This window comes from Dorea sp. AF36-15AT (genome assembly GCF_003477705.1).
GTDB classification, from domain to species: domain Bacteria; phylum Bacillota; class Clostridia; order Lachnospirales; family Lachnospiraceae; genus Claveliimonas; species Claveliimonas ammoniilytica.
In genome coordinates, this window is record NZ_QUDV01000010.1 from 24914 (window position 1) to 49402 (window position 24489).

At 43.2% G+C, this 24489-nt stretch carries 18 protein-coding genes and 1 tRNA gene; 1 reads left to right on the top strand and 18 read right to left on the bottom strand.

The genetic code is table 11. The annotated features are described in order from the left end of the window. Positions 1-18: 18 nt before the first annotated feature. From DWZ93_RS12970 to DWZ93_RS12985, 4 genes are all read right to left on the bottom strand, one after another. A complete protein-coding gene (locus DWZ93_RS12970) occupies positions 19-2241 on the bottom strand; it encodes a DNA topoisomerase III (protein WP_118453180.1) in 2223 nt (740 codons plus the stop codon). Between the two features lie 10 nt (positions 2242-2251). Continuing rightward, the gene (locus tag DWZ93_RS12975; protein ID WP_118453181.1) at positions 2252-3583 is read right to left on the bottom strand and encodes an ATP-binding protein; all 1332 of its coding nucleotides are present in this window, start codon (positions 3581-3583) and stop codon (positions 2252-2254) included. Between the two features lie 197 nt (positions 3584-3780). Further along, on the bottom strand, positions 3781-4065 hold the full coding sequence (locus tag DWZ93_RS12980) for a DUF1294 domain-containing protein (protein ID WP_118453182.1): 285 nt from the start codon (positions 4063-4065) through the stop codon (positions 3781-3783). A 183-nt stretch (positions 4066-4248) separates the two neighbouring features. Further along, positions 4249-4321 (bottom strand) — tRNA-Lys (locus DWZ93_RS12985). Between the two features lie 218 nt (positions 4322-4539). Here DWZ93_RS12985 and DWZ93_RS12990 point away from each other — a divergent pair. Continuing rightward, a complete protein-coding gene (locus DWZ93_RS12990; RefSeq protein WP_118453183.1) occupies positions 4540-5040 on the top strand; it encodes a DUF6512 family protein in 501 nt (166 codons plus the stop codon). A gap of 2 nt (positions 5041-5042) precedes the next feature. Here the strand turns inward: DWZ93_RS12990 and DWZ93_RS12995 are convergent, their stop codons facing one another. From DWZ93_RS12995 to rsmI, 14 genes are all read right to left on the bottom strand, one after another. After that, positions 5043-6410: a zinc-ribbon domain-containing protein gene (locus DWZ93_RS12995; RefSeq protein WP_118453184.1), complete on the bottom strand. Its 1368-nt coding sequence runs from the start codon at positions 6408-6410 to the stop codon at positions 5043-5045. A gap of 156 nt (positions 6411-6566) precedes the next feature. Next, positions 6567-7766 carry a DUF1002 domain-containing protein gene (locus DWZ93_RS13000; RefSeq protein WP_243061292.1) on the bottom strand — a complete coding sequence of 400 codons (1200 nt, stop codon included), beginning with the start codon at positions 7764-7766 and terminating at the stop codon, positions 6567-6569. A gap of 179 nt (positions 7767-7945) precedes the next feature. Further along, entirely contained in the window at positions 7946-8260 is a 315-nt protein-coding gene (locus DWZ93_RS13005; RefSeq protein WP_118453185.1) for a thioredoxin family protein, read from the bottom strand. Positions 8261-8317: 57 nt separating this feature from the next. Then, a complete protein-coding gene (gene trmB / locus DWZ93_RS13010; protein WP_118453234.1) occupies positions 8318-9019 on the bottom strand; it encodes a tRNA (guanosine(46)-N7)-methyltransferase TrmB in 702 nt (233 codons plus the stop codon). Positions 9020-9246: 227 nt separating this feature from the next. Then, positions 9247-11157 (bottom strand): 1,4-alpha-glucan branching protein GlgB, encoded by a 1911-nt coding sequence (gene glgB / locus DWZ93_RS13015; protein ID WP_118453186.1) that lies wholly within the window; start codon positions 11155-11157, stop codon positions 9247-9249. 119 nt (positions 11158-11276) lie between these two features. After that, a complete protein-coding gene (locus tag DWZ93_RS13020; protein ID WP_118453235.1) occupies positions 11277-14108 on the bottom strand; it encodes a hypothetical protein in 2832 nt (943 codons plus the stop codon). A gap of 188 nt (positions 14109-14296) precedes the next feature. Further along, positions 14297-16201: a beta-propeller domain-containing protein gene (locus tag DWZ93_RS13025; RefSeq protein WP_118453187.1), complete on the bottom strand. Its 1905-nt coding sequence runs from the start codon at positions 16199-16201 to the stop codon at positions 14297-14299. Further along, the gene (locus DWZ93_RS13030; protein WP_118453188.1) at positions 16194-16703 is read right to left on the bottom strand and encodes an RNA polymerase sigma factor; all 510 of its coding nucleotides are present in this window, start codon (positions 16701-16703) and stop codon (positions 16194-16196) included. The genes DWZ93_RS13025 and DWZ93_RS13030 overlap by 8 nt, the downstream gene beginning before the upstream one ends. A gap of 261 nt (positions 16704-16964) precedes the next feature. Then, positions 16965-18407 (bottom strand): ATP-binding protein, encoded by a 1443-nt coding sequence (locus DWZ93_RS13035; RefSeq protein WP_118453189.1) that lies wholly within the window; start codon positions 18405-18407, stop codon positions 16965-16967. A gap of 137 nt (positions 18408-18544) precedes the next feature. After that, entirely contained in the window at positions 18545-20824 is a 2280-nt protein-coding gene (locus DWZ93_RS13040) for a hydratase (protein WP_118453190.1), read from the bottom strand. Positions 20825-20920: 96 nt separating this feature from the next. Beyond that, positions 20921-22015 (bottom strand): PucR family transcriptional regulator, encoded by a 1095-nt coding sequence (locus DWZ93_RS13045; protein WP_118453191.1) that lies wholly within the window; start codon positions 22013-22015, stop codon positions 20921-20923. Next, positions 21954-22172, bottom strand: coding sequence for a hypothetical protein (locus DWZ93_RS14770; RefSeq protein ID WP_118383239.1), 219 nt, complete (start codon positions 22170-22172; stop codon positions 21954-21956). The genes DWZ93_RS13045 and DWZ93_RS14770 overlap by 62 nt, the downstream gene beginning before the upstream one ends. Positions 22173-22384: 212 nt before the next feature. Then, the gene (locus DWZ93_RS13055) at positions 22385-23497 is read right to left on the bottom strand and encodes an ABC transporter ATP-binding protein (protein ID WP_118453192.1); all 1113 of its coding nucleotides are present in this window, start codon (positions 23495-23497) and stop codon (positions 22385-22387) included. Between the two features lie 102 nt (positions 23498-23599). Next, positions 23600-24457, bottom strand: a complete 858-nt coding sequence (rsmI, locus tag DWZ93_RS13060; RefSeq protein ID WP_118383241.1) for a 16S rRNA (cytidine(1402)-2'-O)-methyltransferase — start codon at positions 24455-24457, stop codon at positions 23600-23602. Positions 24458-24489 lie beyond the last annotated feature (32 nt).

A 24489-nucleotide genomic window follows, 5' to 3' on the forward strand; every position in this document is an offset into this window, starting at 1 on the left:
AAATAATACACTCAACTGTTATTCATCCAGTTTTATTCCCGCCAGTGCCTGTGCAAATGCATTGTTCACCGGTTCCTCTTTCTGCTTTTTCAGATACTTCTGCACATCTTTTTTGGACACGCCTGCACCTTCTTTGGCTCTTCTCGCCTTAAATGCCTCCAGCTTTTCCTTATATCCACATGTGCACACAAATGTCTCTGCATCGCCTTTCTTGATCAATTCCATCTTTTTATGACAGTTTGGACATCTCGCATTGCTGGTTCTTGCTACCGTCTCTTTATAACCACATTCTCTGTCCTGGCACACCAGAAGCCTCGCATTCTTACCTTTAACTGCCAGCATCCTCTTCCCGCAGCGCGGACATTTGCTGTTCGTCAGATTATCGTGACGGAAAGTTCCATCTGCCTGCTTAATCTCCTGAATCAAGTCTTTTGTGTAATCTTTGATCTCATGAAGAAATGTCTTTTCTTTCCCATTTCCAGCGGCAATGTCCGACAACTGCATTTCCCATCTGGCTGTCAGTTCCGGTTTCTTCAGGTCTTCCGGCACTAATTCTAGCAGTTGTTTTCCCTTTGATGTGATCCGGATCTCATTACCATTCTTTTCTATCAGAAACGTATGGAATAACTTTTCGATAATATCTGCCCTGGTTGCTACCGTTCCGAGACCACCTATTTCGCCCAGTGTTTTCCGCTCTTTGACATTATCAGACTCCATATAACGGACCGGATTCTCCATCGCACTCAGCAGGGTTGCCTCGGTAAATCTTGCCGGTGGCTTCGTCTTTCCCTGCGACTGCATAATTTGGGAAATATCTACTTCCTGACCTTTTTTCAGTGTCGGAAGCTGCTGTCCTGCTAATCTCAGCTGATCCCCGCTTTTATCATCTTCTTCCTCATCCAGAGACATATTGTCATAGACCGCTTTCCAGCCTTCTTTCAATACAATCTGCCCTTTCGCCCCAAATACCGCGGTAGCCACAGATGGCTTCGCAGATGTTTGCACAGCAGCTTTCATCGTCGTCTGTTCATACTCATATGCCGGATACAGTACACCGATAAAACGGCGTACTACCAGATCGTAAATCTTCCGTTCTTCATTACTCATGCGATCTAATTGTACGTATTCTTCCGTCGGAATGATCGCATGGTGATCACTGACCTTCTTATCATCCACAAATGCTTTGCTTGTACAGATCGGTGCCTTCAAAAGTGCTGGAATATATGCTTTATACGGTCCGATATTGCAGGCTTTTAACCGTTCTTTGATGGTTGGCACAATATCCGAACCGATATATCTGGAATCGGTTCTTGGATACGTCAATACCTTATGATGCTCATACAGACGCTGCATGATATTAAGCGTCTCCTTCGCCGAGAATCCATACCGCTTATTGGCATCTCTCTGAAGTTCCGTCAGATCATAAAGACCCGGAGACGACTTCTTCTTTGCCTGCTTCTGCACATCCGTAATGACCAGTTTCTGCCCCTTAATGCTCTTTTCTATCTGATCAATAACTTCCTTCTTAAATGACCTGAGGCTTCCGGTCTTTGCATTCTGCCAGGTCCATTTCACGCCTCCTGCCATACACTGTAAGCCATAATAATCTTCCGGCTTAAATGCACGGATTTCTTCTTCCCTGCGTGCGATCATCGCCAGTGTCGGTGTCTGCACACGACCACAGGATAACTGCGCATTATACTTGCAGGTCAGTGCACGGGTTGCATTGATTCCCACCAGCCAGTCTGCTTCTGCACGGCTCTTTGCCGCATGATACAGTGCATTGTACTGTCTGCCATCTTTCAGATGTTCAAATCCTTCACGAATCGCCTTGTCTGTTACCGAAGATATCCACAATCTCTTAATCGGCTTGTGACAACCGGATTTATCCAGGATCCATCTGGCAACTAGCTCGCCTTCCCGACCGGCATCCGTTGCAATGATAATCTCCGATACATCCTTTCGGAACAGCTGGGTCTTCACATTCCGATACTGCTTTGCTGTCTGACGAATTACAACTAATTCCCATTTTTCCGGCATCATCGGCAGATACGACATATTCCATTCTTTAAATTTCTTATCATATTCTTCCGGATCTGCCAGTGTTACCAGATGTCCCAGTGCCCAGGTCACGATATACTGACTGCCCTCAATGGCACCCGGAATATTTTTATTGCATTTCAGCACCCGCGCAATATCACGGGCTACCGAAGGTTTCTCTGCTAAAACAAGTGATTTCATAAACATCCTCCTAGAGACTCTTTATATATCGTTTGATCAGAAAGGTACAAAAATACGGAAATGTATGAATACCATTTTCAATCCCTATATTGCCTTTCACTAATTTTATACCAAATGTAATATCCGGATATTTATCACGATCAATCAACGTACGCAACGACTTAGATCTTCCGTTTGCAGCTTTAACCTCTATCGGAATTAATTTATCCATACTTCTGACAAAAAAGTCTTCCTCCAAAGTAGCATTCTCTTTTTTATAATAATATAACTCATAACCACATTTGATTAATGCTTCTGCCACAATATTCTCATACAATGCGCCTTTATACACATTCATATTTTTGTTGGCACGAAGATCTTCCTGTGCCTCTTCATCCAGCATTGCAACCAGCATTCCCGTATCAAAATAATACAATTTATACTTTCCTTCATCATAATTACCACGCAATGGCAATTCCGGAAATTGCAAACAATAACATATATTCACCAACCCGGCATCTTTTAACCATTCGATGCATCCACGATAGTCCTTAAATCTGGCTCCTTTTGCCACTTTTGATATCTGAAACTTCTTATTATCTTTCGCAAGTTGAATCGGAATATGATTAAATACATTCAATATTCTTGTCTGATCTATTCCCTCTGCGTACTTTCGAATATCCTCTTCATAGTCTGCCAGCAACTGTCTCTGAATCTGCAAGGTGCCTTCAAATGTATCCGTCTGTATATATTCTTTTACAACACCAGGCAATCCTCCCAGAATACAGTAATCTAAAAACAAATTCTGATACACATTCAACTGTCCTTCCGGAAATGGTGTACCCTTTATCATATGATCCAACATCTCATCTATAACTTCATCAGAATATCCCTTCGCCCATAAAAATTCTTCAAAATCCATAGAATACATTAGATAATCATTTTTATATCCGACACTGTTACTTTCGATTCTTTGATATGAAATACCCAGCAGCGATCCACTGCATATAACATCAAACCGTCCATCCTGACAGAAAAACTTTAAGGATGTTGCTATCTCTGGGAATTCCTGAAGCTCATCAAACAAAATCAATGTATCCTGTGGTATAAACTTCTTATCAGGATCAATTCTCGATATGTTTTTAATGATATCTACAGCCGCATATCCTTCCTCTATAATAGTTTTATATTTAGGTTCTTCTACGAAATTGATTTCAATAAACGATGAATAGTTCGCTTTGGCGAATTCGCGAATAGATTCTGTCTTTCCAATTTGCCTAGCACCTTTCACAATTAATGGCTTACGATTCTCTCCCGCTTTCCATTCTTGTAAATACTGATCTATTTTTCGCTTCAAATACATAATTATCCACCTGCTTTCCCCAGCATTTCTAACTTCTTAGATTTTACCATAAATACGCCGTTTTTTCAATGTTACAACAATTTCATGAGCGATTTTTTCTCATTTATCACTATTTCATGAGCGAGTTTTCTATGCAATGCCGCAATTTCATGAGCGAATTATTATATAGCAAGCACTATTTCATGATTTAGTGACCATTATATCAGATTTGTATATCTTACTATCATCCACATATGCACCACTGCAAACAACGGCACCAGCGTCCGAAATGACATATGCTTTGTCTTGTGCCTGAATGTCTGCATCCCGATCCAGGCACCTGCTGCCCCACCGATCAACGCAATGCCCAGCAGTGTCTTCTCCGGGATTCTCCATCTGCCCTCCCTGGCATATTTTTTATCCAGGCCATATAAGATAAACGCTATGACATTTACGCAGATGTAGTATATTCCGATAATTCCGTATTCATTTACTATATTCATGTTATCATCCTCTTATATTCTTTCATTTTTCATAGTACCTTATCCTTATTTAGAAACCCTGCTATTTACACGCAAGCATGCATAACAGGCTTTCTTGTGTGAAAGAAGGTCTAAATCATTATATAGTAACAAAAAAATCACCGCCCCCGCAGCTCCATGTCTGCAAAAACAGTGATTTTTAAATGCGCGATCAGGGGTTCGAACCCTGGACACCCTGATTAAGAGTCAGGTGCTCTGCCAGCTGAGCTAATCGCGCTTATTTCGTTTTCCGTTCCTCGCGAACGCAAGATTTATTATAGAGTAACTTTCCAAAAAAAGCAAGTACTTTTTTGAAATTTTTTCAAAAAATTTGTCGGGGTAGTTTTTCAAGGTAAAAAGCAGATGATTTCCCGTACTTTGTCTTCTAATTGTTATTCATATTCCCCCTTTCCGCCGAATATATATACTCTATAGCTACATATCCAGGAGGTTTTTATGATCCGCATTATTCCACGCCAGTCTTTCCCATATATGATCGTCACAATGATCCTTGGTACGCTGAATCATTTTCTCTATGACTGGTCTGGTAAGAATCCTGTCATCGCTCTTTTCACTCCTGTCAACGAATCTGTCTGGGAGCACCTGAAACTACTCTTCTTCCCATTTCTATTGCTGTCTTTGATTGAATATATCATCCGCAGGCCGGACAGGGCTCGCTTCTTCGGTTCCAGACTGTTCGCTGTCTGGTGTGGTATGTTTTTCATTATCATACTTTTCTATGGATACAGCGGCGCCATCGGCAAGTCTTTCGTGCTGATTGACATTCTTCTGTATTATCTTGGCGTTATAATCACATACAGCCTCTCTGCGCATACAGAGAGGCTGTTCCATGGCACTTCCATACTCACGATCTTTTTATGGTGGGCCGGAAGTACTCTTCTGTTATTCTTTTTTACCTGCTTTCCACCGGAGATACCACTGTTTATCAGTGCTTAATCCTATTTTGATGCATCTACATTATCGTCATGATTATAATCAGATTCATTTGCTGTTACTACATTTTTATACAAATCGTCTAACGTCTGATATCCATAATATTTCCAAAGCATATCCGTCATCGACTGATCCTTCACGTCGGTTCTAATCGTAAATTTATTTTTTGGAGTACGATAATCTGAAATATCAACAATCAAATTCCCATCTCCATCAGCCAACACATCCTGATAACAGATAAACCAGTAAACGTCATTGACCTGGTCATACGATTCGCTTCCGTTACTGTAGGCATCTCTTACTTTTACATGATATACAAGATATAATGCATTGCCATTTTTCTCCTTTGAGCTCAGTAGATAATCTCCCATATAGGTAAGACTCTCTAAAGATTCATAGTTTCCCCAGTGCTGATTCATATGGTTATGATATTCTTCCTCCGCCTGCTCCTGCATTTCTTTCAGAGTTTCATCATCCAGTTCACTGCTCTTCGTGATATAATAATTCAGTCCCTTAACTGTATACTCCTTTTCCCATTTCTCCGGAATCTTTCCAAAATTTGCTGAATATTCATCTGCTTTGCTTTTGTCCAGATATATCTTGATCTTATCTCCATTCTTCAGAGTCTCATACGACTCACAATGAAAATCTGCCGCTGTTAGATCTGAACCTTTATAATCCCATCTAGCATAGCCACTCGGTTCTGTTCCGTTAAATTTAACGTCAAGGTCTTTAAATGCGTCAAACGATTTAACCTCTTCCAGTCCCTTCACCTTATATGAACCATCTTTATACTTTAATCTGCATTTCACATACTGCGAATACTCTTTATTGATATTCCATTTATATTTCACTTTATCATTATTAGACAGATTACTATCTGATTCGACTTCCACACTTATGAACGACTGTAAGACATCCACCGGTGATACAGAATCCGCACCGATTCCGTATTGTTCCTTGAATTCCTTAGTAAGCGATAATCTGGAACCATATTTTTTCTCAACCTTCTGCCAGTCAATCTGCGCATATACATCTCCTGAGCCTTCATATCCTGTCGACTCAAAACTCACATACTTATCAAGATCGATCGTCTTCCTGGCTCGCATGATCATAAATCCAGCCAAAAATATAATTACTGCTGCCACACAGATTAGAATTATCATCAGTTTCGTTTTGCGATTCCTACTATTCTTTTTCTTCTGAGTTTTCTCATTTGTTTCCGGCTTTTCTGCTGTTTCTGGAGTCTCCGCTGTTTCTGCTGCAACCTCTGTCTCGTCATTCGCTTCTTCCTGCCCGATTACAGGCTTTCCACACGCTGCACAGAATTTTGCATCATCCGCATTTTCAGTTCCGCAATATTGGCATTTCATCTTCACACCTTCCTATCGTCTGACCTCACGTTGTCTTTGCATCGTAATAATCATACACCTTTTTTCTATTAATCAAATATGATATAACATTTTTATTTTTTCAAAAAGTAAAAGGCCGGGCAGTCTCTCGACCGTCCGGCTTGTTACCTGTCTGTATTATTCACCTTTAAAGAAATTAATGATTCTTGTCAGCAGACCATCTTTGAATCCACTTACATCTACATTACTGTCTGTAATGATATCGCTTCCCAGTGCAGAATCATCGGTATCATTCAGAATACCGTCTCCTGATCCTACGAAGAAACTCTTAACAGAATTCCACACACCTTCCAGGGCACCCACTTTACCGCTCAGATTATTCAATGTGTCTTTAATAGAATCCAGATCATAATCATACTGGGAGATCTTCTCCATCAGCGATACCAACTGCTGTTTCTGATCATCTGTCAGTGTTACATCATGTTTCTCCGCGATCTTATCTACCGCATCTCCGATTTCATCCGGATCTGTCAGACCCTTGTCCAGAATCTCTTCCTTCACTTCACCAACTACCTGGGTGGCTTCCTCAGAGCCGATAGAATCAGCCAGATCACCGGTTGTGATCAGTTCTTCCATAGCAGCTTCCTTCTTGCCCTCGTCCAGCTTCTCTCCGCTGGCAGTCTCATATGCCATAATAATACCAGTCAATGCGCCTGTTCCTGATACTTCAAACGGGCAGGCTGCGATAACATTGCAGTTCTCCATACCGGCGGTTGTCAGTGTACTTGCGATCATTGCACTTGTTACAAAATTCAGGTTCGCTGTCTTTACCTTGATTCCACCGGAATTGGTCGGTTCTACGTATGCACAGCTGTTTGTTGTGTTGCCGATCTGTTCAGCTGTTGCGATACCTTCCATATATTTTACTTCATCAGAATGTGTTACAATAATAGTTCTTACCTTGTCCGCAGAAGTACCAAAATACTTGTACATTGCATCTCTCTGCTCTGTAGTAAGATTCTCACCTAATGTAACTACATTATCTGTATCTACCTGATCTCCCTCGATCACTTCTGTCTCATCTGTACTGTCCTCAGCATCTGTATCTGTAGTATCAGCTGTTGAGTCCTTTGTATTCTCTGAATTGTCGGAATTGTCTCCTGCTGTATCCTTATCCTGTGTATCAGAAGTCACATCCTCCGCTTCTGATTCCGATGAAGAAGACTTTTCGGAATTACTGCTGTCCCCAGTGCTTTCTGATGACTCTGTGCTGCTCTCTGTCTGTGATGACGCATCTGACGCATTTGCCATCATCGGCAGACTTGCTGTAGTCAAAACTGCTGCCATAAGAATCGGCAGTACCTTTTTCATTTTCATATACTTCTCCCTCCTGCATCCTGATGATGCTCCCCATTATTATGAATCATTATGTCCAAGAGGCGAAGAAGATCACTCTCTTATTCATGTAATCCACTTCACCTCCACATAATATAGCACAATCTTTTCCGATTGTACACGAAACTTTTCTTATAATTTTGTAAAGACTTTTATAAGTTTTATAAGAGTTCCTTTATCCTCTCTGCAAATATCTTCTCATCGATAACTCCCTGCATGATACTGTACACTTCGCCATCCCGAAATGTCACAAAAGTCGGCACTACATCTGCGCCGTATTCCGCAGCCAGCACCGCCGATTCTTCAATCTCTACTTCACAGAAGCGGATACGCTCCGCATATCTCTGCTCCAGCTTCTCCAGCACAGGTTTCATCATGGCGCATTTGCCACACCATACTGCATAAAACATCACTACCACAGGACCCGGGTAGTGTTTTGCTTCCATCGCGAAATTCTTAGCTGTCAAATGAATCATCTTGTTATCACCTCTCGCTATAGTATACTCTTTACAGCTTATCTCGTTGCAATCCGCTTATCTCCCTGCGATCAGCTTATGGATCGGATTGCCCATGGATGAAAATTTCGCTTCGTATTCTGTCATCACATTCCCCTGATTCATCGTCTCATCGTGATGCAGATCCCAGGTACTCGCCTCAAGTGTCCATCCTGCCTCAGCCACCTCTTCCAGTGAAAATGCGAACAGATCCCTGTTATCCGTCTTAAATTCTACTCTTCCATCTTTTGCCAGTATCTGATCGTATCTCTTCAAAAATTCTTTTGAAGTAAGACGCCTTCTTGCATGCCGTTTCTTCGGCCATGGATCCGAAAAATTCAGATAAATCCTTGCTACCTCTCCCGGCGCAAATGCATCCGTGATAAGACCTGCATCCATGCAGACAAACCGGATATTCGACAGCTCCGGATCTACGGTCAGCTCCGGCAGTTCCATTCCTTCCTTGCCCGGCACAATGTCCCTTCCACAGAATTCTTCGTATTTCTCCACAGCACGCAGTAACACACTGGAATACCGTTCAATACCGATATAATTAATATCCGGATTCTGCTTTGCAAGTGTCATCAGAAACTGACCTTTTCCCATACCAATCTCAATGTAAATCGGATGATCATTGCCAAAAATCTGATTCCATTTTCCTTTTTGATTATTTTCCTCTTTGATTACAATAGGGTGTGCCTGAAGCACACCCTCTGCACGCGGTATATTTCTAAGTCGCATGTCATCTCCCTTTCCGTTGCACTCACATACCACTTTCGTCATGAACTCTCGCCTCCCAGCATCCGGAGTTCCTTCCTCCGTGGTGCGTTCGTCTTTGTACGCTCCGAACGCTAAGTTCGCGTGCAGAGCACGCTCCCTTTCCGTTGCACTCACATACCACTTTCGTCATGAACTCTCGCCTCCCAGCATCCGGAGTTCCTTCCTCCGTGGTGCGTTCGTCGCTATCGCTAAAATTCAAAAATCGCCACTCCATATGCCGGAAGCGGATAAGCAAATGAATATGGTCTTCCGTCACATTCGGATTTCTCTGCTTTGTATACAGCCGGCCTCTTCTTACCGGTTCCGCCATATTTTTCTTCATCACTGTTCAGAATCAGGCGGTACTGTTTGCGCTTTGGCACACCAACACGGTAATCTTCTCTTGCCACCGGAGTGAAACTAATCACAAAGAGCAGATTCTGCTTGCCGCCTTTTGCATGGCGTACAAAGCTGTAAATGCTTCTGTCTCTGTCATCCGCATTGATCCATTCGAATCCTTCCCAGGTGTTATCCTGCTCATAGAATGCCTTTCTGCGGCGGTACAGATGAAGCAGATCACGTACCCAGCTCTGCATCTGCTGATGCTCTTTCTCAGCCAACAGATACCAGTCAAGTTCCCGCTTCTCACTCCACTCTCTGAACTGTGCAAAATCCTGACCCATGAATAGAAGCTTTTTGCCGGAATGTCCCATCATAAATGCATAAGCCGCTTTCAGATTCTCGAACTTCTCCCAGCCAAGCCCAGGCATCTTATTGATCATCGAGCACTTCAGATGTACCACTTCATCGTGTGACAATACCAAAATATACTTCTCACTGTACGCATAACTCATGGCAAATGTCATATTGTAATGCGCTCCCTTACGGAATAACGGATCCAGCTTCATATACTCGGTAAAATCATGCATCCATCCCATGTTCCATTTCAGGCTGAATCCAAGACCGTCATCTTCCACCTCTCCGGTCACCTTTGGCCACGCTGTAGACTCTTCTGCAATCATCACTGCGCCCGGATTACGGCCAAGCACCACTGAATTCAGATGCTTAAAGAATTCCACTGCCTGCAGGTTCTTATTGCCGCCAAATTCATTCGGTACCCATTCGCCGTCCTTTTTACCATAATCAAGATACAGGATCGATGCCACCGCATCCACGCGGAGTCCATCGATATGGAAATGCTCGATCCAGAATAATGCGTTGGATATGAGGAAGTTCTTTACCTCGTTCTTGCCAAAATCAAAGATCTTGGTTCCCCAGTCCGGATGCTCGCCCATTCTCGGATCTGCATATTCATACTCCGGTACACCATCAAAGTCTGCCAGACCATGTGCATCCTTCGGAAAATGTGCCGGTACCCAGTCCAAAATAACTCCAATCTTGTTCTTATGCAGGTAATTGATCATCCACGCAAAATCTTCCGGCGTACCATAGCGTGATGTCGGTGCAAAATATCCGGTCACCTGATAGCCCCAGGAGCCATCAAACGGATGCTCTGCGATACCCATTAACTCTATGTGTGTATATCCCATATCATGGACATACTTGACAATCTCTTTTGCAAATTCACGGTAATTATAGAAACCATCCTCGTCTTCCGGATGCTTCCTCCACGAACCGATATGCACCTCATAAATGGACATCGGCTTCTCTTTGTGATCCCATTTCAAACGTTGATCCATCCACGCCTTATCTGTCCATTTAATCTTCGATATATCCGTAATACGAGACGCTGTTCCCGGTCTCAATTCTGCATAATTCGCATATGGATCTGCTTTGTAGAGCAGCTCTCCTTTTTTTGTCTCAATGCAGAACTTGTACATCTCGTTCTCTTTTGCGCCTTCCACAAAACAGGTATAGATTCCTACCGGATCATTCCTCTCCATTACATCCGCAGTCAGATCCCAATCATTAAACTCGCCAATGACAGATACTTTCTGTGCGTTCGGTGCCCACACTGCAAAATATGTACCCTTTTTATCTCCATCTTCAACCAGGTGTGCACCCAGTTTTTTATAAATCTCATAATGATTGCCCTGTCCCAGCAGATACTGATCCAGTTCGCCAATCTCGTATGGTTTCACTCTCCTCTTTCCCTCCATAACTTCACCCTCTTCTGGTCATATTTCTTTACATATAATTATACTTGATACCCCCGTAAAAAGAAAGAGTTTTGAACAGCAATCTGTCCAAAACTCTCTTTTGTACTATCTTCTTTTTATTAGATTCGGAAGTCATCCTCTTTCAGAATGATACGGTCTCTGTCATCGGTTCCTTTACCGAATACTCGTCTTGCAAAATGCTTTACATTTGCTTTCTGCGAATGGTCAATGGCATCATCCATAATCTCTTTTACTTCTGCAACCGTCACTGCGTGATCCTCTCTCTGCATTACATCGATTCGGCTATACAGTGCCAGAATACCCATTTCATCCAGTTTATAACCATTTTCCTTCGCATAGGTCTGTCCGAATGTTACCAGCTCATCGTTGATAAATACCGGAAGTTCCAGTTTAGAAGTGAACTTCTTCTTGAAAGATGGATTAGCAGTAAAGAGCTTCTCCAATGGTTTTCTCTGATCCTCCAGAACTACCAGAAGTTCTCCTGTTCTCTTCTCCATCAGGCGATTCAGATCACGAACGGTTCTGGTATTCAGCTGGCCGGCCTTCTCAATGATGATCGCACCGCCGCGTAGCTTCTGTACGATACCTCCCAGTTCTTTCTTATTCAGAGACTCTCCGGTAACAATTGCTACCTTGCCCTGTTTCAGATTTCTCTGCTTCTGAATTGCCTTTACAATATCTACTGCAAGAACAGTCTTACCAGATCCCTTGTGTCCGATAACCACGATATTACCAGTACGCGATGTTCCTTCTCTCCGTTCTCTGCGGTCATTGTCCAGAACTTCTACGATCTGTTCGCTCATGCCTCGTACCGGTACGAAATAAGAGAATAACTGTTTCTGCTCCTCTGTCAGACCGGCGCGAAGACCGATCTCACTGGTAGCACTCAGATCATAACGTCCGGTTACTACGAATCCTGTGTCAAATGGTACGCCTCCGCGTCCTTTCTTGATACGTCTCTGGATCTCTTCCTCACTAGGTTCTTCAATCGTCAGATCATCGATGTTGCTAAGATCCGGTTCCGGCTCTTCTTCCTCGAACTCATCCTCAAAGTCGCCCTCTTCAAATTCGTCTTCCTCGAATTCATCATCGTCGTATGCTTCTTCACCTTTCGGCTCTTCCTCATACTCATCATATTCTGCGTCGAGATCATCATCCAGGAAGTCGTCATTCACATCGTCTTCTTCAAATTCATCATCAAAGAATCCCTGATCATCGTTTTCTTTTTCTGCATCAGTCTCTTCCAGTTCACGGAGCAGATCTGCCAGATCATCCGTTTTATCCGGAACTTCTTCATATTCAGCTTCCTCGAACTCGTCTTCTTCGAATTCAGCTTCTTCTGCTTCCGGCTCTTCAGGCATGACTTCCTCAAATTCGTCCTCATCTGCTTCTACTTCTTCCAGTTCAGCTTCCTCGAACTCGTCCTCTTCGAATTCATCTTCATCTACTTCTTCCAGTTCAGCTTCTTCGAATTCGTCTTCCTCTGCCTCTACTTCCTCCAGAGCTTCTTCAATTTCCTGAGTTTCCTCTTCTTCCTGCTTTCTGCGGGCTTCCGCTTCAACCTTAGCCTTCTCAGCCGCCTCCTGCTCCAGACGTCTCTCTTCTGCTTCTGCTTCTTCAATCGCACGTCTGCGCTCTTCTTCTGCTCTCTGCTCTGCCAGCAACCGTTCTTCTTCTGCTCGCCGTGCCGCTGCTCTTCTGGCTTCTTCTGCTGCCTTCTGTTCAGCAATACGACGTGCTTCCTCGGCCGCTCTCTGCTGTTCTTCGATGCGTCGCGCTTCTTCCTCACGACGTTTCTCTGCTTCCAGCTTCTTCTGCGCAAGGATCTCTTCATCTTTCTTCTTCTGGATCTCAATCGCTTCCGCATTATCCTTCTGCTTAGCTTCCCATGCCTGCAGGATATCGTCAATCTTCATCTGACCGGTTACACGCAGATCTTCATCTGATTTATTCAATGCTTTGCTTTCCGGATTCTCTCCATTCGCAACCGCCATTCCCTTTTTCAGTGCCTCTGCAAGGGTTGCGCCCTTTACAGACTGGCGCAGACCGGATCTCTTATGTGGCTTTTCTGCCGGTTCTTCTTCTGACTTCTCAGCTTCTTTCTTCTCAGCTGTCAGCGGAACTTCCTCTGTCTCAGCTACTGCCGCAAGAGCCTTTGCTGCGATATCTTCTGTAGATACCTCTTTTGGTTCTTCTCTAAGAATCGATGTCTCCGCTTCTTTATCCTCACCTTTATCTGTGTCTTTTTCAGAGGATTCTGCCACAGCATTCTCCGGTGCTTCTTCAACCGCCTTAGCTTCCTCTTCCTGCTGTTCCTCTGCTTCTTCAGACTCAACCACCGGATGCTCATATGCTTTCTTCTGGCTGTTGTATTTCTCCTGCTGAAGCGGTGTCAACGGCTTATACTTCATCTTAAGCTCCATCGCTTTATAAACGTATTTACCTTCGCTGAACCACAGAATCAGATCATCACATTCCTCCAGACACTCTGCCGTCATACCGGTCTGATCATACAGACATGCTAACTCGTATGCCCATTTTTCAATATATTCTGCTTTCTTAAATTCTTCCAGCGCATCAATCTGCTCCGACAGCGGTGCACGACGCGCCTTCAGAATCTTATATTTTAAAATGTACTGGTTCGGATCTTTCGGTGCCAGCTTCACAAATTCTTCATAGCAATCGGAAGCTTCATCCACATCATTCAGCCTGAGTGCCAGTGTTCCCAGACGATAGATCGTCTTTCTGCTGTTTGGTGCACGATCATATGCTACAAACAACACATCCCTGCTCTTCTGATATTCTCCGTTAAATTCATATATCTCACTGACGCTGTTCAGCATCGCCGGATTCTTCACCCGACGCCAGTCTATGGTATCCGCAATCTCCATCGCTTTTTTATAACGCTTGCGCTCCATATGCTCCAGCATCTGCTCTGTTTTTACCCGATATTCATATTTATCCAATGTTCTCACCTCAAAATGTTTCAGTAATACTGCAAACTATGTTTTTATATAGCTTATTTCAGTTTAACATACGGTGTATTCATTGTCAAAATTTTCGCGGTAAGTTGTTAAAAATCTGTTACAATTTCATTACTATTCCAAACGACATTTTTCTACAAGATCAAGTCGTCTATTTTCTGATAATCTGCCATATCGTAGGCTTCGATAATATTTCCCTTAACCACATACAACGTATTATCCACGTAGACTCCTCGCGCCGACTGGTAGCCATTTCCATTAACCGTCTCATTCATCAGACATTCAAATCCATTTGTATCATTATAGGAAAATACATAATAATTCTCACCGTTGTTTCCATCTGCCGCAAATCCGATCACATTTTTCTCCGGATCAATCAGCACTGCCTTGTAATCATACATCACAGCTGCGCTGTAGACATTTTCCAGTGTGTACTTCTGTATCTCTTTCACATCACTGCTGTCACTGATATCAAACATGGACAGCTTCACGCCATTCGTGGTAAATCCATCCTCATCCACATCCATACCGATGCCAAGCAACAGATTTTCTCCATAGAAATGCAGATATTCGGAAAATCCTGGTATCTTTAGTTTCCCGATGATCTTCGGATTCTTCGGATCCGACAGATCTACGGAAAACAACGGATCTGTCTGCTCATATGTCACAAAATACCCTGTGTCTCCCAACAGCCTCGCAGAATATACCTGTTCTCCCTCTGCAAGCCCGGTGATCGATCCAACTTCCTTCATATTTGAATCCAGAATATATAATCCATTCGTCTCGTCATCGGTAGTGACCACCCGCAGATAGCCATCATATTCATCAATGCTGAACGAATCATTGATATATCCATCCACCTTGCCGGATGCCTCTGCTTTCAGTTTCCCACCTTTATAAGAAATGCGCTTTATTACGGTCTCCGTTTTATCTGACCATTGAGTCTCATACCAATAGATGTTGTCGTTGCTCACATAAAGTTCCCCACCATCGCTGAAAATGGCTTTGGTGTCCTGAATTTCTCCTGGCTTCGCAACATCTACCGAACTTACCACTTCGTACATATATGCCTGAGAAAACGGCGGCAGGTAAATGTCATCTGCCTCCAGCATCTGTTGATTCACATACGGAATATAATCTTTCTTATCCTTTGGTGTTATTCCGCTCGTTACATCGACCGAATACTGAGTAAACAGATACAGATGTCCGTCCGTCAAACGAGAGGATGTGTAAGATCCACTCTGTGTCACTTCCCCTGCCTTCTCTGGCTTCTCCGGATCTGTAATATCATAAGTTGTCACCCTTGTATCTGTCGAAGCATACGTCCAGGTACCATCCTCTCTCTCCTGATTAAATTCGCTGACGAGAATCAGATGACCATCATTGACATAGAATTCTCTGGCTTGATCATCATCTTCAACCGGTATAGAAATAACCATCTGCAATTCTCCATTTGAAGTATCCACAATTGCCACAGACCTGCCATTATCTTTTAATGTATACAGATAACGTCCATCTGTCTTAACCACATCTGCTTCGTCTACACCTTCCTGACGTACATTGGTTTCTGAATACACTGCATTTTCTGAGGATTTGCTGTTCTGCGCCACTCCTGTATCCACGGCCGCCGCTGAATTCGTGCTCGATGAATCTTCTGCTGATTCCGTCACAACGCCCCGTTCCAGCATTCCGGTATCTGTGCCATATTGGTCATCCTGATTCGCCTGCAGATATTCATAGATCTGATCATAGCTTTTCGCTGTCTGAATGTCGGAACTCTCAGCCTGATCGGTTGCTGTATCTTGTTTTTCTACAGGTGATACTCTCTGTGGGCTTTTCTGAATCCCCCACACTGCGCCGCATACCAACAGACAACAAGCTGCCGCGAGTCCTGCCGTATACCCTTTCTTCCAATGATACTTTTTCGGTCGCTCTGACAACCGCTTTTCTATCTGATCCGGCCGCAGACTGTCTGGAATCTGGATATCTTCTGATTTCTTGCGAAGCTGTTCTATCATATCTTCTTCCCATTTATTCATAACCTGCGCCTCCCTTCTTCAACACCATACTCATCTTACCGATTGCTCTGCTTCTTTTAGAACGTACTGTCCCATCTTTTATATGGAGAATCTTGCTGATCTCCTGACTCTGATATCCACCATATACTGACAGACCGATGATCATCCGCTCCTCTTCAGAAAGCACCGCAAGTGCACGCCTGAGATCAAGGCGCAGATTCATCACATCTTCTCCCGCCGCCTCGTCCGATAATTGCTCCCACACATTTTCATTCTCCACCGGACTCTGCTTCGCCATTGCCTTCCACTTGCGTTTGCACACATTTGACAATATCGTAAACATCCAGCTTTTGAACGCATCTTCACTGCGCAGCGTATGTATCCTCTCATACCCTTTTATAACGGTCTCGCTCACTACATCCTCCGCATCATGGGGATTCCTCATCATACACAATGCATAGCGGTACAGGTCTTTATAGATAGTCTCATACATTCCGGCAAATGCTGCCGCATCACATTTCATGCTGTACCTCCTTCGAATCTCATTTTCTTGTTTACTTATCGATACCATACAGGGTGTTCCGCACTATGCGCTCAATCCTTGATTACGGTATCTATATATAAGATTACTGGAATTCACGATTTGTTGCATTAAATTTTAGATTTTATTTTATATTTTAATTTTTCAGATCCTATTTGAGTTCTTTTAAGGATCTAAAAAAGGAACTCAAATCTTTTCAAAAATTTGAGTTCCTCATTTCAATTTCTCAACAAATTTAATTTTTTATTCACTATAATATAACTGCTTTGGACTTTTCGGTTTTTCCGGAATACTCATTTTTATCTTTCCATCCTCCACCAACGGCATTACATACTTTTGAATCGCATAAGTAATAGACGATAATCCCAAATATTCTGCTATCTCTTTTCTTGTACGCGGTGTTTTACAAAATAGCAATAGGTTTTGAATTTCATCATCTTCCATATTTTCTATTTCATTCTTCGCTGCCATTTTATAAAACTTAACGATAAAACTTCCGCGTTCATCTGAAAATTCCGGTTCTTTCAAATTATATTTTTTCATTTCTCTTCGAATCGTTGGTATACCGGAATAACGATTCTCGGTAATACCAAGCACTTCTAATTCTGATGCTAATACCGGATTTCTCGTATCTGGCTGTACTTTACCTAACTGATCTATACGGATGCGTCCATATATTCCTCCTGGATTATGAATTTCCAAACGATCATCATACATAATAATCTGAATCGGCATTCCTTCCGTATGAATACTGTAATCCCTGTGCACCAGTGCATTTATCACTGCTTCTCTGACTGCCATAATCGGATAGTCTGTTCGATCTTCCCGTTTACCGGTTTCTACATCTATAATGCTTTTCACCCGCATATTGCGTTTAACAAATTGCAATGCCTCACTCAACATATCCGGAATATTTCCTTCGATCCGCTGATTATCCAAAAAGCGCTCTCCGGCTTCTCCAGTTTCTCCCATTTCATTTCCTGGTACTACAACTGCCACAATACATAATTGTGGAAAATATGCTTGTGGATAGGGACTAAACATCATCGTAGCACTGAGTGTGACCTCATTATTTCTCTTTATACTCATCAATTCATATATAGCCTGATTTTCAACTGCCGCTAAACGAGGTTTTCCTTTTTTTAATTGATTGATATACTCATCCAACAATGTCTGATCCAGCGATGCCATTGTCACACGAGATACTTCTCTGATATCATCTTGGTATTTTTTCCGATAAGCTTCGTAACTATATACTTCGTATTCTGTCATTGGCTCATCACTATCACCAATGCGTGTATACGATCCTTTCAAACGTCCACGTCCTTGATAATAACACGGTCTTTCAGTAATATCGATTCCTGGTATTTCTGCCGAGACAAAAAACTTTCCATCCTTTTCAATGACAGTCAATAACGGTCTGACAACTGGCTGCATTTGCAGACATTGCTCGTTAATTTTCTTTTGGATATCCTGTGCATCATAAACTCCGGTTTCTTTATAATCCTTTTTTTCATCAATACCAAAGATTATCGTTCCGCCGTCATCCTGATTCGAGAAACTCGACAACGTATCATATAATCTCTTAGGGCATCCATCTTTCGCGGTTTTAAGTTCCAATGTTTGAGATTCGCATTTCATTTTCTGAATTTTTTTCAGTTTCTCATATAGTTCTTCCGCTGTCATTTTAGTTCCTCCATATCTTTTTTTAGATTCTATCACTTTTTTTTAGTTTGTTCAAGAATCTAAAGTAATATTCACAGGATCTAAAAAAGGAACTCAAATTTTTCTTTAAATTTAAGTTCCTCATTTCACTTTCTCAATTATCCTCTATAGTAATTGATCAGACATCCTTTCAGGATAATCTCTCTTTCTACGTCTGTCAGCTCGCCGAGCTTCCATGACAATTCTGTGACCTCATCTCCGATCACATATGCATGGATCACTTCATCTTTATCCTCTACCGCTTTTCGGATATCCGGTACAAAGATATAATCTCCGTTCTTGAAGCTCAGATGCTCATGTTCTTCTTCTGTGATAAATGGCAGCATACCCCAATTGATCAGATTCGAACGATATCTCTTGGTCGCATACTCGTTGGCAATATTAGCCCAGCCGCCAAGTACCTTCTGACAGGATGCCGCCTGTTCTCTTGCCGAACCATCTCCTGGTTTTACCGCAAATATCGTGCTTCCGATTCCCAGATTGCTCCGGTTTACACCTTCAAAGTTATCATGCACCTTACTCATGATTGTCTGCAATTCTGGCAGTGCTGTCTTCGGGCAGGTGTCTGCCTCGATTGCTTTCTGTGCCTTCTGTACTTCTTTTGCCCGTCCTACATATCCCGGATCTTTTCTTGACAGCGCAAATTCTGCGAGTCCAAGCGGATTAGAACGGTAAGAAGATGTCTCGCCTGACGGAATCAGCTCATCTGTCGTCGTTACCGGATCATGGATCTCCGATACTACTTTCAGTAACAAATTCTGTGGCAGCGGCTGCATTTCCGGCCAGTCCTTGATATTCGGTCCAAATTTAATCTCCACAGACGGATCTGCCACGCCATGACTGTCAAACACACGGTTCGCATAAATCTTACTGTCGAAGTGATACTTCTGTCCCTTGTACTGTACGTCCAGATCCGTTGCAGGTGTCAGAAAGCCTTTATTCGCTGCAGTTGCTGCAATGGAACGCGCATCCATCAATGCTACTGACGCGATCTGTCCACTCTGAAGTTTCGATCCTTCTCTGTTCGGGAAGTTACGGGTAGAGTGACGGATTGAGAATGCGTTGTTCGCCGGAGTATCTCCCGCACCAAAGCATGGTCCGCAGAACGCCGTCTTCACAATCGCTCCGGATTCGATCAAATCAGCCACTGCTCCATTTTTCACCAGCTCCATATAAATCGGCGTACTTGCCGGATATACGCTGAATGTAAATTCGTCCGCACCGATATATTTGCCCTTGATAATGTCTGCTGCCGCGCAGATATTTTCAAATCCACCGCCGGCACATCCCGCGATCAGTCCCTGATCCACATAGAGCTTGCCGTCTACAATCTTGCTCTGCAACGAATAATCTACCGCGCCATCCAGACTTACCAACGCCTTCTTCTCTACTTCATGAAGAATATCTTCCAAATTCGCATTAACTTCATCGATCGTGTATACATTGGACGGATGGAACGGCATTGCGATCATCGGTTTGATCTCACTCAGATTTACATATACCATACCGTCATAGTACGTCACTGCTCCCGGATTCAGTTCTTTATAATCACCCTCACGTCCGTGAATCTCATAGAACTCGCGGATCTTCTCATCCGTCTTCCAGATAGAAGACAGACAGGTGGTCTCTGTGGTCATAACATCGATACCGATACGGAAATCTGCACTCAGCTTATCCACACCAGGACCGACAAATTCCATAACCTTATTATTCACATATCCATTACCAAACGTCGCACCGATAATCGCCAGTGCTACATCCTGAGGACCGACACCCTTCCTCGGCTCGCCGTCCAGATAGATCGCAATGACTTCCGGCATGCGGATATCGTAAGTCTTATTCAACAACTGCTTTACAAGCTCCGGTCCTCCCTCGCCCATTGCCATAGTACCCAACGCACCATAACGAGTGTGGCTGTCAGAACCAAGAATCATCTTTCCGCCACCTGCCAGCATCTCTCTGGCAAACTGATGGATAACAGCCTGATGAGGCGGTACATACACACCGCCATATTTCTTTGCACATGTCAGTCCAAACATATGATCATCTTCATTGATCGTACCGCCAACTGCACACAATGAATTGTGGCAATTAGTCAGGACATAAGGAATCGGAAATTTTTCCAGTCCGGATGCTCTCGCAGTCTGTATAATACCGACAAATGTAATGTCGTGAGATGTCAGCTTATCAAACTTAATCTGCAGTCGTTCCATATTGCCAGATGTATTGTGCGATTCCAGAATGCGGTAAGCCATCGTCTGCTTTACGGCTTCCTCTCTGGATATCTTCTGTCCGGTCTTCTGCTCCACTTGACGCGCATCTTCTGCAATCTCTGTTCCATTCAGAAGATATACGCCTTTATCGTAAAGTTTTACCATATTTTTCTCCTCCTTCCAGCCCCTCTTAACGGACTGACTTCGTTTGTTTAGTGTAACACAAAAAGCGGTTGCCATACAATAAGCAACCGCCCTTTATTATTGGTTATTCAGATATTTTAAATGCTTTTCTACCATAACCGCAATCTTAAATGTCAGTGCGTCCTCAAAGACTCTGACATCCAGACCTGTCTTCCGCTGAATCTTCTCCAGGCGATACACCAGCGTATTCCGGTGTATAAATAACTTACGGGCTGTCTCAGAAATATTAAGATTATTATCGAAAAATGCATATACCGTGACCAGTTCTTCATCATCGAACATCTCCGTTGCATTTACAGCCAGCACTTCTTTCAGAAACATTTCGCACAGAGATCTTGGTAACTGATGAACAAGACGTCCGATGCCAAGTTCATTATATGCCAGCACACCGCGCTCTCCATAAAATACCCGTCCCACTTCCAGTGCCATGTCCGCTTCTTTATATGAACGAGATACCTCTTTCAGCTCCTGCACGATCGTTCCGTAGGATACTCTCACATTCACCATTGCTTCCATACTCAGAGTATCTACGATTACTTTCGCCATCTGCAGGATCTCCGGGTAATCCTCTTTATTTTCCAGTTCTTTTACTAATATAATATGTCCTTCGTCTATCGCTGTAACAAAATCCCTGGTTCCCATACCATAAAGTCCACGCATTGTTTCAAGTACCAGATTGTCATTCTCATCCTTCGGTTCTACGATAAACACGACTCTCCGTCGCTCATTTGCAATGTGCAGTTTTCTTGCACGATTGTAAATGTCCACCACAAGCAGATTGTCTAACAGCAGATTCTGAATAAAGCGATCTTTATCCATCTGCTCCCCACATGCTTTCATCAGCCCGACCACCTGAATAACGCCCATACGCCCTGCCAGCATACGGTCATCGCCAGTCCCGGTCAGTGCCAGCACATACTCCAGTGCACGATCTGCATATATGGCAAATAACGCTGTCTCTTCATCCGTTCTCTCCGATATATCTTCCATTTCACTGTCTTCTATAAAGCTTTTTACTTTGTCCTTCAGAGTCTCAGACTCCGATGCGGATGACGCCATACTCTCTCCATCCGCTCCCCACAGTGAAGTCTCATATCCCGATACTCTCTTGATATCCTGTATTGTTTTCTGAATCACCTGATTCGTCAGCAAACAATCCCCTCCCATTCTGCATCCTGCAGCTTTCTTCTTTCATCACCCGCATGCGATAATCAAAGCGTGCAATCTCAACTTCTGTTTTCTGATATTTAATATAACTGCACACCGCCACAGTTGCAACCATAATTGGGAGAATTACCTTTATTTTCATACGCACCTTCTTTCTGATTCCCCTGCCCACACAACATATGTCTATTATACATAATTCGTGTTAATTTGTGAGAAATTGTGTCGTTCCGCCCTGTCGCCTATACTATTTCGGTAAAGTCTGTAATCCATAATATGGTAATGCAGTTTATGAATACAAATGGAGACGATGAATCCTCATCGTCTCCTGTGTCTCTTTATAATTTTTCCAATATTCTAGTTTGTAATCGTCAATTCGGTCTCTTTATCGAATACATGGATCTTCTCCGGATCAAGTGCAAAATCGATCATATCATTCGTTCTTGCCTTGGTATCCGGTTTTACTCTTGCAGTCATATTCGCTCCATCGTAATCGAAGTACAGGAATACTTCCGCTCCCAGCATCTCGTATACACGGATCTTCGCTGTGATCACTGTATCACGGTGTGCTGCCAGGTATTCCGGATCATCATGAATATCTTCCGGACGAATACCAAGAACAACTCTCTTGCCATCATATCCTCCATCGATCAGCTTCTTAGCTTTGTCCTTCGGCAAACGGATATCTGCATCCTGCAGAGACAGGATCACGCCGTCCCCTTCTACGCAGCAAAGCGCATCTACAAAGTTCATCTGCGGAGATCCGATAAATCCTGCTACGAACAGGTTGTTCGGCTTATCATACAATACCTGTGGTGTATCTACCTGCTGTACGATACCACCATTCATAACTACGATTCTGGTTCCCAGTGTCATGGCCTCTGTCTGGTCATGTGTTACATAGATAATGGTAGTTCCCAGTCTCTGATGCAGTCTGGAAATCTCTACTCGCATCTGTCCACGAAGCTTGGCATCCAGATTAGACAGTGGCTCATCCATCAGGAATACCTTTGGATCACGTACGATCGCACGTCCCATCGCTACTCGCTGACGCTGACCACCTGACAATGCCTTCGGCTTACGATCCAGCAGTGGCTCCAGATCCAGGATCTTAGCGGCTTCACGAACCATCTTATCAATCTGGTCTTTCGGCACTTTACGGAGCTTCAGTCCAAATGCCATATTGTCATATACAGTCATATGAGGATACAGGGCATAGTTCTGGAATACCATCGCAATATCACGATCCTTAGGATCTACATCATTCATCTTGGTGTCGCCAATGTATAACTCTCCACCTGTAATATCTTCCAGACCTGCGATCATACGAAGTGTTGTAGACTTACCACATCCTGATGGTCCGACAAAGATAATAAACTCTTTATCTTCAATCTCAAGATTAAAATCTTTTACTGCTTCATATCCGTTTGGATATGTTTTATTAATATGTTTTAATGATAAACTTGCCATGTTCATTCCTCCTGAGTAAACAGTCTTTTTCTACTGTCATCCATTATACCGAATCCATTCTTTGGTTACTATGACCAGGTTGAACAATCTTTTTACCGATTCTTAGTCAGATTGTCCAAGTTCAAGTAGCATTCTGTATATATCGCGTTTGCTGACTCCACGATCTTTCGCTACCTGCTTCATTGCCGACTTGTGATCCATGCCCTGAGACTCATAATGTTCCATATGTGCTTCTAACGGCATTTGTTCCCACTGCTCCTGCTCTTCTGCCTTCAGTTCCTCCCGGCTTCTGCCCTCGATCACCAGTACACATTCCCCTTTTGGTGCATTTTCCTGATAATACTCACAGGCTTCCGCAATATGTGTCTGCCATGCAGTCTCATGCTTCTTCGTCAGTTCCCGGCAGATAGTAATCCGACGGTTGCCAAGCGCTTCCAGTAGTTCCTTTAACGTCTTCACCAATCGATGCGGTGCTTCGTAGCAGATAACCGTGCGAGTGTCATTTTTCAGCTCTTCCAGTACCTGCTGCCGTTCTTTTTTGTCCGAAGGGAGAAATGCTTCAAATGCAAATCTTCTGGTGGACAATCCTGATAATGTGAGCGCGGTAATACATGCCGCAGCTCCCGGCAACGATGTTACCGGCACTCCGGCCTCATAACACATCTGCACCAGTTCTTCTCCCGGATCAGAAATACCCGGTGTACCCGCATCTGTGATCAGTGCCAGATTCTTTCCCTCCAGAAGCATCTGTACTAGCTTATGTCCTTTTTCAATTTTGTTATATTCATGGTAACTGGTCATCGGTGTCTTAATCTCAAAATGGTTCAGCAGCTTGATACTGTTACGGGTATCTTCTGCTGCGATCATATCCACTTCTTTCAATGTCCGAATTACCCGAAATGTCATATCTTCCAGATTACCGATTGGTGTCGCACACAAATATAATGTTCCCGGATTCATAATTATCCTCCTGTAACTGTGCTTTATTTTTT